Source organism: Paraburkholderia sp. AV2, from assembly GCF_054968425.1.
The window spans coordinates 90,743-102,024 of sequence record NZ_JBANLK010000014.1 but is presented as its reverse complement, the minus strand read 5'-3'; the positions used below and the strand labels follow the sequence as shown (position 1 = coordinate 102,024).

Genomic DNA, 11,282 nt, shown 5'->3' with positions numbered 1-11,282 from the left:
TGACCGGCGCGACCGGTGCCGCGGCCTTCGGCTTCGCCCCAAACAACTTCTCGATCCACACGTCGAGCTTCTCGCGGAAGGTTTCGCGGAACGTCTCGAAGGCGCCCGGCTTCACCTCGGTATCGAAGCGCGCACGCGGATCGACGATGCGCGCGCGCAGCGCCCGCTGGAAAAAGTCGCCGACGATCGGCAATGCACTGCGCGCGCCCTGCCCCCAGTAGTCGTCGAGCGTCACGCGGCCGTCGTCGAACCCTACCCACGCCCCCGCCACGAGCTGCGGGTCCATGAGGATGAACCAGCCGTCCGTGTTGCCCTGCGTCGTGCCGGTCTTGCCCGCCACGTCCGCGCGAATGCCGAAGCGCGTGCGGATGCTCGCCCCCGTGCCGTGGTTCACCACGTCGCGCATCACGTCGATCAGCGTGCGGTCGGCGGAAGCGGAGAGCGCACGCTCGGGCGAGGCGTTCGCGAACTCGGCGAGCACGTTGCCCTTGCGGTCTTCGATGCTCGTGACCATGCGCGGCTCCAGGTATTCGCCGTCGTTGGCGATCGTGCTGTAGGCCGACACCATCTCCTTGAGCGTGACCGGGCTCGTGCCGAGAGCGAGCGACGGCACCGGGTCGAGCTCGCTGTCGCGCACGCCCATCGCCTGCGCGAGGCGCACCACCTTGTCCGGCCCCACCTGCTCCATCAACTGCGCCGTGATGCGGTTGCGCGAATACGCGATCCCGTCGCGCAGCGTCATTGGCTTGCCGCTGGGCGGCACGTCGTCGTCCGGGCGCCAGATCTCGCCGCCTGCGAGCGGGATTTCGACGGGCTGGTCGATAAAGGTGTCGGTCGGCTTCGCGCCCGCCGCGAAGGCCGCGCCATAGACGAACGGCTTGAACGTCGAACCCGGCTGGCGCCGCGCCTGCTGGACGTGATCGTAGGGCTCGCCGGCGAAATCGCGGCTGCCCACCCAGGCCTTGATCTGCCCGGTGCGCGGGTCGATCGCGAGAAAGCCCGCCTCGACCTCGGTCTTGTCCTTGCACAGCGCGCGCATGAACGCGCGGTCCGAAGCGAGCTGCTTGAGGGCGTCCGCGTCGTCCGCGCCCGCGTCGCGCGCGCTCTTGTAGTCGGGCGTTTCGCGCATGAAGGTGCGGAAGAGGTCGTTGCCGGCCGTGCAGCCCTTGCCGCCCCATGTGCCGTTCGCGATCGCCTGCAACTGGTTCGCGTGCTGCGTGAGCGCGGCCGTCGCCATCGCCTGCAGGCGCGAATCGACCGTTGTCCTTACGACCAGTCCGTCCGAGTAGATGTTGTAGTCGTTGCGGTCGGCCCACGCGATGAGCCAGCGGCGCAACTGCTGCGCGAAGTGCGGCGCGGGACCGGGCGGCTCGGTCTGCCGTTCGAAGTCCAGACGCAGCGGCTTCTTCGAAAGCGTCGCGTACTGCGCGGGCGTGAGCTTGCCGTACTTCACCATCTGCCCAAGCACGGTGTTGCGCCGCGCGAGCGCGCGCTCGGGGTTGATCACCGGGTTGTAATAGGCGTTGCCCTTGAGCATGCCGGTGAGCGTCGCGCTCTGCAGAATGTCGAGCTGGTCCGCCGACACACCGAAATACGTGCGCGCCGCCATCTCGATGCCGTACGCGTTGTAGAGGAACGGCACGGTGTTCAGATAGGTTTCGAGGATCTGCGGCTTGCTGTAGACGGCCTCGATCTTGAGCGCCGTGATCGCTTCCTTGATCTTGCGCGTGAGCGTGGGCGCGCGGCCGATCTCGTCGGGATAGAGGTTGCGCGCGAGCTGCTGCGTGATGGTCGAGCCGCCCTGGCGGTCGCCCGAGAACGTATGCAGCGCCGCGCCCGCCGTGCGCTTGAAGTCGATGCCGTGGTGTTCGTAGAAGCGGTGATCTTCGGTCGAAATGAGCGCATCGACCATATGCGGCGAGATCTCGTCGAGCGGCACCCATTCGCGGTGCGAAGGCTCGAATTCGGCGAGCAGCTTGCCGTCCGCGGAGAGCACCTGCGCGGGCTCGTCCACGCGCGCCTTGCGGATATCGCCGATGCCCGGCGTGAACGGGATCAGCACCAGCACATAGAGGATAAACAGCGCGGGAACGGCGGCGATGGCGCAGAGGACGCCACGCCGCGTGGGATGCCGCAGATGATGCAGCGCCCGCGCGAAAAGCGGCTTGAGCCGGGCGCAGGCCGCCGCGGCACAGGGCTGGAGACGCGCCGCGCCGGCTGCGAGGGCGGGCTTCAGGCGGGCGGACCATTGGGCGAACTGATCGCGGACGAACGACACGTAACGCTTCACGCAGTCAAGGGATCGGCTGGAAAAGCGTGCATCGTATCAAAATTCCCCCTGCGCTCCGGCAGGCGACGGGCGGCCTGCGCTTCAAAGGCTCAGACGTTCACACGATCAGCGAAAGGACGATCGCGCACCAGAGCGCGCTCACGCCGCACAGGAAGGCACGGCGCGCCATGCGCATGCGCGACTCGTCGTCGGGCGTCGCCATGGGCGAGGTGGCGAGAAACGGCACGCTGCCGAGGCAGGCGAAGCCCGCCAGCGCGACCACCACGACGACACGCTCGCCGAAATGCCAGGGCGACGGCTCGTGCAGCCCCCAGTAGCCGAGAAAAAGCATGCCCATCGAAAACATCGTCGCGGCGGCCGAGCTGAGGGCCACCACCGACCCCGTTGGACTCTGCATATACGTTTCTCCTGACGAAGGCCGCGAGGCTTACGCCGTCGGCCGGACCATCTGGAACATCTCGCCGATCTGCGCGTAGTCGGCACGGTAACCCGCGCGCATGACCGGCTGCGCGGCGTACGTGTCGAACAGGCCGTCCTTGAGGAATTCCTCGCGGATATGCACGCCCACCACCTGGCCGAGCGCAAGCCAGTTGTCCATCGGCGTGCCGTCGAGGGTTGAGAGGCGCACCACCTGCAGCAGACGGCATTCGAGCGCGGCCGGCGATTCGCCGACGTGCGGCACGCTCACGTTGCGGCCGGGCACCGGCGTGAGGCCCGCGAGCGCGAATTCGTCGACGTCGGCGGCAACGGGCGCCGACGTGCGGTTCATCTGTGCAGCCAGCGCCTTCGACGTGAGATTCCAGACGAACTCGCCCGTTGCCTCGATGTTGCTGATGCTGTCCTTGCGGCCCTCGCTGCAGAAACCGATGATGGGCGGGAACGTCGCAAACGCGCCGAAGAAGCTGTAGGGCGCGAGGTTCAGGCCGCCGTCGGCGGAACGGCTCGAGATCCAGCCGATCACGCGCGGCGCGACGATCGCCTTGAACGGGTCGTGCGGGAGGCCGTGACCGGCGGAGGGGTCGTAGAAGTAGGTGTTCGGCATGGGGCTCGGTGGTGTTCAGTGGCGCTTATTGGCAAGTCGAAGGCCGAGGCCTTGAGCGGCTCGCGGCGGGTACGCATGGGTTAGAACTATGACACGCGTGGCGCCGGTTGGGTGCCAGGCCACCCGGTGCGAGCTTGTCCACAGAAATGCTGGATAGACGTGTGGATAACCTGCGCACACCTGGCCCAACCCTTTGACCTGCAACGCTTTTCCGCCACGCTGCCCAATTTGTGCAGCACCCGCCCGCAAACAATCCGCGCGACGTCAGCCGCCCGCGATCAGCTTGCGCCGCGCCGCCTTCACGCGTGCGAAGTGCTCGTCGTCCCAATCGTAGAAGCCCGCGCGGCTGCGCACACCCACACGCCCCGCCTCCACCTGCTCGCGCAGCAAATCGATCACGCCTTCGTCCTTGGCGAGTTCGGGCATCAGATGCGACGAAATATCGACGAAGGTATCGAGGCCGCCCATATCGGCGCTCTCGAACGGCCCGACGATCCCCCAGCGCCGCCCGAGCGACGCCTTCATCACGCGGTCCACGACGTCGGGTGTCGCCGCGCCCGAACGCACGATGTTCAGCGCCTCGCGCAGCACCGCGAACTGCAGCCGGTTGCCGACGAAGCCCGGAATCGCCCTAGCCAGCACGACCGGCTCCATGCCGATCGCGCTCATCAGCGCGGCGGTGCGCGCCGTGACCTCGGGTGCCGTCGCCCGCCCCGGCACCACCTCGACGAGCGGAATCACATGCGGCGGGTTCCAGAAGTGCGCAATCACGAAGCGTTCGGGAGCGGGCAGCGGCGCGGCGAGCGCGTCGGGTTCGAAGCCGCTGGTGTTGCTCGCGAGAATCGCGTCCGGCGACAGCACGGCGCCCAGTTGTGCGTAGAGCCGGTGCTTCAGTTCGAGCACCTCCGGCACGGCCTCGAACACGAACGGCACGCCGGCCATCACGTCCAGTTGCCCGGTCGTCTCGATGCGCGCCAGCGCGGCGGCCTTGGCCGTCACGTCGATGCGGCCGGCGTCGATCAGTTCATCCAGCACGGCCCCGGCTTTCGCTGCAACATCCGCGAGACGCGCGGGGTCGACGTCGTACACGAGGGTTCGAAGCCCGTGCAGGGCACACTGCGTCGCAATCCCGACGCCCATTAATCCCGTGCCGACCACGCCCGCCACTGTCACCTTTTCGCTCATACCCGTTCCCTGTTGCCCGATTCAGAAACGGCAAGGATAGCGTCTGCTCAGGGCAAGCGCCGGCGCGCACGCAGGGAGCCCAATGCAACAAGGCCGGCTCCCAGACGGGAACCGGCCTTGTGTGGCGAATCGGATTCGAAGCAGCTTCGATGCGGCGAGACCGGCGGCCGACGCCGCCTCGAACCGATCGTGCTGCCAGCCGGAGTCAGAGCTTCAGCCCTTACGCCGGCCCCATGCGAAGCGCTTAGTCGCGCGGCATACCGAAAGGCATATAGCGCGCGAGGCGGATGCGTTCGGCTTCGCGGTGGCGCGCTTCGTACGAATAATCCGAATCCAGCGGCAGATAGGGCGAGGCGAAGAGGTCGCTCACCTTTTGGACCAGTGCGAAGATAAAGCTCATGGCGGCTCCCGGTTAGTTGGACGATCAGGGTTTTCCCTAGGACAAGAGCATTATAGGGTTTTCCCTATGAAGCCGCTAGTGCATCGCAGCAAAAAAACTGCGACACTCCGTCGCATAAGGGGGAGTCTCGTTGGTGCGTTGCATCAACGCAACGGGCCAAGGGCCATTATCGAGGGCCAAGCCGGAGTTCAGTGACTGGCCGGATGCGCGCGACGAGCGTGCGTAGCGGCGTGCTGGGCGTGGCGGGGGCTTGCCTGACGGGTCACGCTGCTTGCTGCAACCGGTGCCGATGCGGGCGCGGCCGGCGGCGCCGCAAGACGCGCCAGCGCGCTCTCCAGCGCCGTCTGCTGGTCCTGCATCATCTGCGCGAGGCGTTGCTGCTGAGCGCTCGCATCGGAAGCCAGACGCGCGAGTACGACCGTCTGGATAACGCCGGCCGCCACCGTCACCAGCAGTGCGCCGGTCACCCCCGCGAGCATCCATTTCATCCGGCGCGACAGATCGGTCGTCGCGCGGCGCTGGTCGGCGATCACGCCGTGGAGTGCCGCGACCGTGTCCGCCAGGACCGCCACGCGGGCATTGTCGGGCTCGGGCCGGATGGGCGCAGGGCTGTCGCCGGGCGGCTCGCTCGCGGCCACCGGCGCCAAAACAGGTTCCCCCACCTTCGCATCGCTTTCCGCTTCGCCGTCCGGCCGGCTCGGCGTCGCCGCGACTCTTTTGGCCCGCGCGGCCCGGCGCGGCGCCACCGCGGCAGCCGGCGCCGCCTGAACCGCCGTCGCCTCCACCTTGCCGCCTTGTCCAGCCGCGGGCTCCGCCTCGACCTTCGCCACCTCCGGCGCCTGGGCAGGCGTAGGGGCCGGGTCGTTGTGGAAAAGATCGAGGGTGCTCTCGTCGCGCGCCGCCGCGCGTGCGGCGCCCAAGGATAGGGTTTCTGCGTTGTCAGCGGTATCTGCCATAAGGATCGAGGCGTCCTGCGTCACACGGGCTGGTCCGGCCACGGCGCGACGTCTTCGTATGATGGATTCGAGGCTGCATTGTCGCATGGGCGCGGATGCAGACCGGGCCGAACTCAGGCCAGATTCGGGCCCAGTTCGGCCCAACCTCGCACCGCCTCAGCCTCAGCCCTGCGTGTCGTCCTCCCGAAACTCCTTCACGCCCGGCAGCCGGCGCAGCACGGTGCAGATGGCCTCGTATTCCATCGAAGAAACCCGGGCCAGCGTGATCATCACCTCGTCGAGCTCGGCCGAGTCGTCGCTCTGCTGCACGACGAACTGCTTCACGCGCGAGCTCGAAGTGCCGAGCGCATCGTGCAGCGAATGGAACGTGAGCTTGCCGCGCTCGACGAGCAGCGTCAGTTGCCGGCGCTGCCGGAAGGTGATGAAGCGGCGCTCCAGCGGCTTGATGCCGGCGAGGATGATCAGAATGATGATGGTCGCCGCAATGGCCCCCGTGTAGAGGCCGCCGCCCACGGCGAGGCCGATGGCCGCGACCGACCACAGGCTCGCGGCGGTGGTGAGGCCGCGCACGATCTCGCCGCGCAGCAGGATCGACCCGGCGCCGAGAAAGCCGATGCCCGAAACGACCTGCGCGGCCATCCGCGAAGGATCGAGCACGACGTGATCGGTCTTGAGGGCATCGGCGAAGCCAAATGCCGAAACGATCATGATGAGCGCCGAGCCCACGCTGACCAGCATGTGCGTGCGCAGCCCCGCGGCCCACGAGAGCCGTTCGCGCTCGAAGCCGATCACGCTGCCGAGGGCGGCGGCCAGCACGAGCCGCGAGATGAGTTCCGCATTACTGAGCATGGTTGCCACTCTCCTTTATTGGTATGGACGGGTTTCGCCCTGTTTGTCCCGGTGCGCCGACAGCGCGCGAACGGCGGCCCTCGCTGCGCCCGCGCCGCTCGGCGTAAAATCGCCGACGATCTTTTACTGCGGGCCACGGCGCCCGGCAACGCCCAACCATGAACACACTCATTGGCGCAGCAGGACTGCGCGACCACTTCGACCGCATCGTCCTGCCGCTGTGGCGCGGTCCGGGCTTCAACGCGGCGCTGCGCCTGCCCTATGAGGCCGTGGAAGCCGCCGGCGCGGCGCCGCTGCCGGTCACGCGCTACCGCGCAATGGCCTGCGCCCGCCAGCTGTTCGTGTTCTCCCAGGCCGGCGACGCGGCGCACGCCCATACGCTGTTCGAATCGCTGCGACACTATTTTCAGGACAGCGCGCGCGGCGGTTGGTTCTATAGCGTCGATGCCCAGGGCGCACCGCTCGACACCACCAAGGACCTCTACACGCACGCCTTCGTGGTGTTCGCCTGCTCGGTCTATGGCGCACGCTTCGGCGTGGCGGCGGCGCTGGAGCTGGCGCAGAGCACGTCCGCGCTGATCGTCGACCGCTTCGCCGCCGGGGACGGACTCCTGAACGCGGCGCTCGACGCCTCTTTCGCGACCGTGACGGGCACGCCCATACAGAATCCGCTGATGCATCTGACCGAAGCCTGGCTCGCCGCGCGCGAGGCCACCGGCGACGCCGCCTTCGATACGGCGATCGCGCGGCTCGTGGAAGCCGTGGCGCGCACCTTCGTGCACGCGCCGACGGGCTGCATCGCCGAACTGCCCCTGGGCTCAGCCGACAACCGGCTGGAACCCGGACATCAGTTCGAATGGTTCTGGCTGGCCTCGTGCGCCGCGGGGCGGCTGGGCGCGTCCGGGCTGGACGAGGCGCTCGCGCGCGCGTTCCCGTTCGCCGTGCAGCACGGCGTGGACCCGGCGAGCGGCGCCGTGGCGGCAGCGCTCGACGAAAGCGGGCGGGTGATCGACCCGACGCAGCGGATCTGGGCGCAGACCGAATACCTGCGCGCTATCGCGACAGTCGCGACGCGCGGCGACGCCGCCGCGGGCGCGACGCTGCCCACGCAGATCGAGCGCTTCGCGGGGCGCTTTCTCACGCCGCAGGGGTGGGTGGAGTGCCGAGACGCGGCGGGCGACGTAGCGCGCGCCGACATGCCGTCGACGACGCCTTATCACCTGCTCACGGCGTACCTCGCGCTGCCGCGCTAAACGCGGCGGCAACGCAAGCCCGGATCAGCTCAGCAACAACTGCGCTTCGGGCTCGGTGCGCAACGCGCCGGCCGTTGCCAGCGCCCGCCCGTCCGAGAGGACGGCCGGCGAGATTTCGAAGGCCGCCACCGCATTGGCCAGTTGCTGCGTCTGTTCGTGCAGCGACGCGGCGGCCGCGGCGGCCTCCTCTACGAGCGCGGCGTTCTGCTGCGTCATCTGATCCATCTGCGAGACCGCCTGGTTGACCTGCTCGATGCCGGCGCTCTGTTCGAGCGACGAGGCGCTGATGCCCGTCATCATCTGCGTGGCGCGCGAGATCGACGTGGACACCTGCTCCATCGCCTCGCCCGCGCGCGCGACCAGTTCCGAGCCGCCGCGAATCTGCGCCACCGACTCGCTGATGAGCGTCTTGATCTCCTTCGCCGACTGCGCGCTGCGCTGCGCGAGCCCGCGCACTTCGCCCGCCACCACGGCGAAGCCGCGGCCCTGCTCGCCCGCGCGAGCCGCCTCCACGGCCGCGTTCAGCGCGAGGATGTTGGTCTGGAAGGCGATGCCGTCGATCACGCCGATGATCTCGGCAATCTTGTCCGAGCTGTCGGCAATGCCCTGCATGCGTTCGACCACCTCGGTGACCACCGACGTGCCGCGCGCCGTGGCGGTGAGCGCCGCGTCGGCGAGCGCGCTCGCCTCGCGGGCGTTGTCGGCCGTGTTGCGCACCGTGCCGGTCAGCTCTTCCATGCTCGCGGCGGTCTCTTCGAGCGAGGCGGCCTGCGACTCCGTGCGCGCCGAGAGATCGGCGTTGCCGGTCGCGATCTCGTTCGCGCCCACGTGAATCGAGCCGGCCGCTTCGCGCACCGTGTGCACCGTGCGCGCGAGGCTCGCCTGCATCATCGCGAGGCCGCTGAAGAGCCGGCCGATCTCGTTGTCGCCGCGCGCGGCCACGCGCTCGTCCAGACGCCCGCGCGCAATGCGCTCGAAATGGCGCCCCGCCTCTTCGAGCGGCGCGACCACGCCGCGCCGCAGCCCCGTATGCACGCCCACCACGAGCGCGATCAGGCCGACGAGGATGGCGAGGCCGACCGACTTGAAGAGCGCCATGCGCGTATCGATCGAATCGAGCGAGTCGCGGCTCGCCGCCGCGCTGTACTGCGCGAAACTGTGCAGTTCGGCGATGTAGGCGTCCTGGTAAGACTGCGTGGGCTGGTCGAGGAAAGCCTGAATGTTGTTGCCATCGAGGTCCTGAGCCAGTTCGCAGAGCGCCTTGTGAAACACCTGGTAGCGCTGCGTGAGCGCATCGATGTGTGCGCGGTCCTCCTCGTCCACGGGCGGCACGTTCGCGAGCGCGGCGAACGTACGGTCGGCAGTGGCGAGCTGCTCGCGCGCGTGACCGACGATGTCGGCGGGTTCGGTGCCGCCGCGCACCATGCGCGTGCCCGCGCGCGAGAGGTTGATGCGCGCGTCCATCAACTGCTGGGTGATTTCGTTGGCCGCGTTGGTCTGGCGCAGGGCCACGCGGGAGAGCTTGTCCACGTCGTCGTGGGTGCGCGTGAGCGCCCAGAAACCGAGTCCTGCCGTCACGAGCTGCAGCACGCAGAAGGCGACGAGCACACATAACAGGCCTGAAGCGACCTTGATCTTGCTGAACATCTTGAACACCTGGGGTCGGGTGGCTGAGGGGAAAAACCGGCGCGCAGCATGTGGTCGCTCACGCCCAATCTGCGTTTACGGCCGCGCAAACGTTGTTTTGAGCCCAAAACCGCGAAAAAACCGCCCCGGAATGCAAATTGCATGAATGCAGAAACAATTCTTGCGGCATTGCGCGCATTTTCCGCAACAATTCAGGGCACCGTGGCGCCGATTGACCTTGCGCCGCAGCGAGGCACTTCCTAGAGTGGTTAGGAAACCATGCGGGCCTGGACCCGGGGAATCCGACGATGACTGATCTGGTGGATCGCGCGCGCGGGGCGCTTCACGCGCAGCCGTTCAGCGTGCTGCTCGGCACCGAACTGATGCATGTGGGCGAGGACGAGCTGACGCTGCGGCTGACGATTCGGGACGAACTGCGGCAGCAGCATGGCTTCGTGCACGGCGGCGTGATCAGCTACCTCGCCGACAACGCGCTGACTTTCGCGGGAGCGCTGGCGCTCGGCCCGCGCGTCGTGACCGGCGAATACAAGATCAACTATCTGCGGCCCGCGCTCAACGGGACGCTCGTGGCCCGCGCGAAAGTCGTGCATGCGGGACGACAGCAGGCAACCTGCCAGTGCAGCGTGTTCGTGATGGATAACGGCGACGCGCGCCTCGTGGCGCTCGCGCAGGGAACGGTGAGCCGGCTCCCGGAACGACCGGGGCGCGGCGAGCCGGAGGCCGCCGGCTGAGAAACGAGGGGGACGAGCGAGACGAAGGGGCGCGGCCCCCTCGCCGGTGCGCGCAGCCGCTTACTCGGCGGCGCGCGTCTTCTGCATCTGCTCGCCGAGGCCCTGGATGCCAAGGCGCACCGTCTGGCCCGGCTTCAGGAATATGGCCGAGGGTTTGATGCCCATGCCGACGCCCGGCGGCGTGCCGGTGGAGATCACGTCGCCCGGCTGCAGGCTCATGCATTGCGACAGATACGACACGAGCTTCGCGACCGGGAAGATCATCGTGCGCGTGTTGCCGTTCTGGTAGCGATGCCCGTCCACTTCGAGCCACAGGTCGAGATTCTGCGGATCGGGCACCTCGTCGCGCGTGACGAGCCAGGGGCCCGTCGGGCCGAAGGTGTCGAAGCCCTTGCCCTTGTCCCACTGCCCGGCGCGCTCGATCTGCCATTCGCGTTCGGAAACGTCGTTGACGACGCAATAGCCCGCCACGTAATCGAGCGCGTGGGCTTCGTCCACGTACTTCGCGTGCTTGCCGATCACGACGCCCAATTCCACCTCCCAGTCGGTCTTCTTCGAGCCGCGCGGAATCTCGATGTCGTCGTTCGGGCCAACGATGGCGCTCGTCCACTTGTTGAACACCACGGGCTCGGGCGGCACGGGCATGCCGGACTCGGCGGCGTGATCGGCGTAATTCAGGCCGATGCACACCATCTTGCCGATATGGCCCACGCAGGGCCCAAGGCGCGGATTGCCCTCGACGATCGGCAGCGTTTCCGGGTCGATCGAGCGCAGTTGCGCCAGACCCGCGTCGGAGAGCACGTCGCCGGCAATGTCGGCCACCGCGCCCGAAAGCGAACGGATGCGGCCTTCGGCGTCGAGCAGGCCCGGTTTTTCATGGCCTTTCGGCCCATAGCGAAGCAGTTTCATCGTCTGTCTTTCCTCTGGAA

Annotated in this window: 10 protein-coding genes and 1 pseudogene; 2 read left to right on the top strand and 9 right to left on the bottom strand. The window is 67.9% G+C overall.

Features of this window, described 5'->3' with window-relative positions; genetic code table 11:
- The 7 genes and pseudogenes from V8683_RS12885 to V8683_RS12855 form a co-directional block, all read right to left on the bottom strand.
- Positions 1 to 2,236 (bottom strand): annotated as a pseudogene (locus tag V8683_RS12885) (penicillin-binding protein 1A); the annotation flags it as partial.
- A gap of 151 nt (positions 2,237 to 2,387) precedes the next feature.
- The gene (locus V8683_RS12880) at positions 2,388 to 2,687 is read right to left on the bottom strand and encodes a hypothetical protein (protein ID WP_411191739.1); all 300 of its coding nucleotides are present in this window, start codon (positions 2,685 to 2,687) and stop codon (positions 2,388 to 2,390) included.
- A gap of 30 nt (positions 2,688 to 2,717) precedes the next feature.
- Positions 2,718 to 3,332, bottom strand: a complete 615-nt coding sequence (locus tag V8683_RS12875; protein ID WP_411191740.1) for a flavin reductase family protein — start codon at positions 3,330 to 3,332, stop codon at positions 2,718 to 2,720.
- A 264-nt stretch (positions 3,333 to 3,596) separates the two neighbouring features.
- Positions 3,597 to 4,517 (bottom strand): 3-hydroxyacyl-CoA dehydrogenase family protein, encoded by a 921-nt coding sequence (locus V8683_RS12870; protein WP_411191741.1) that lies wholly within the window; start codon positions 4,515 to 4,517, stop codon positions 3,597 to 3,599.
- A gap of 244 nt (positions 4,518 to 4,761) precedes the next feature.
- Positions 4,762 to 4,917, bottom strand: coding sequence for a hypothetical protein (locus V8683_RS12865; RefSeq protein ID WP_169740147.1), 156 nt, complete (start codon positions 4,915 to 4,917; stop codon positions 4,762 to 4,764).
- Between the two features lie 188 nt (positions 4,918 to 5,105).
- A complete protein-coding gene (locus tag V8683_RS12860; protein ID WP_411191742.1) occupies positions 5,106 to 5,873 on the bottom strand; it encodes a hypothetical protein in 768 nt (255 codons plus the stop codon).
- 162 nt (positions 5,874 to 6,035) lie between these two features.
- Positions 6,036 to 6,722, bottom strand: a complete 687-nt coding sequence (locus V8683_RS12855) for an MgtC/SapB family protein (RefSeq protein ID WP_411191743.1) — start codon at positions 6,720 to 6,722, stop codon at positions 6,036 to 6,038.
- 158 nt (positions 6,723 to 6,880) lie between these two features.
- Between V8683_RS12855 and V8683_RS12850 the strand changes: the two genes are divergently transcribed.
- Positions 6,881 to 7,975, top strand: a complete 1,095-nt coding sequence (locus tag V8683_RS12850) for an AGE family epimerase/isomerase (RefSeq protein ID WP_411191744.1) — start codon at positions 6,881 to 6,883, stop codon at positions 7,973 to 7,975.
- Between the two features lie 24 nt (positions 7,976 to 7,999).
- On the opposite strand, the gene V8683_RS12845 is transcribed toward V8683_RS12850, so the two are convergent.
- Positions 8,000 to 9,622 (bottom strand): methyl-accepting chemotaxis protein, encoded by a 1,623-nt coding sequence (locus tag V8683_RS12845; RefSeq protein WP_411191745.1) that lies wholly within the window; start codon positions 9,620 to 9,622, stop codon positions 8,000 to 8,002.
- Between the two features lie 287 nt (positions 9,623 to 9,909).
- Between V8683_RS12845 and V8683_RS12840 the strand changes: the two genes are divergently transcribed.
- Positions 9,910 to 10,353 carry a PaaI family thioesterase gene (locus V8683_RS12840; RefSeq protein WP_462880641.1) on the top strand — a complete coding sequence of 148 codons (444 nt, stop codon included), beginning with the start codon at positions 9,910 to 9,912 and terminating at the stop codon, positions 10,351 to 10,353.
- 60 nt (positions 10,354 to 10,413) lie between these two features.
- Here the strand turns inward: V8683_RS12840 and V8683_RS12835 are convergent, their stop codons facing one another.
- The gene (locus V8683_RS12835; RefSeq protein WP_411191747.1) at positions 10,414 to 11,262 is read right to left on the bottom strand and encodes an ureidoglycolate lyase; all 849 of its coding nucleotides are present in this window, start codon (positions 11,260 to 11,262) and stop codon (positions 10,414 to 10,416) included.
- Positions 11,263 to 11,282 lie beyond the last annotated feature (20 nt).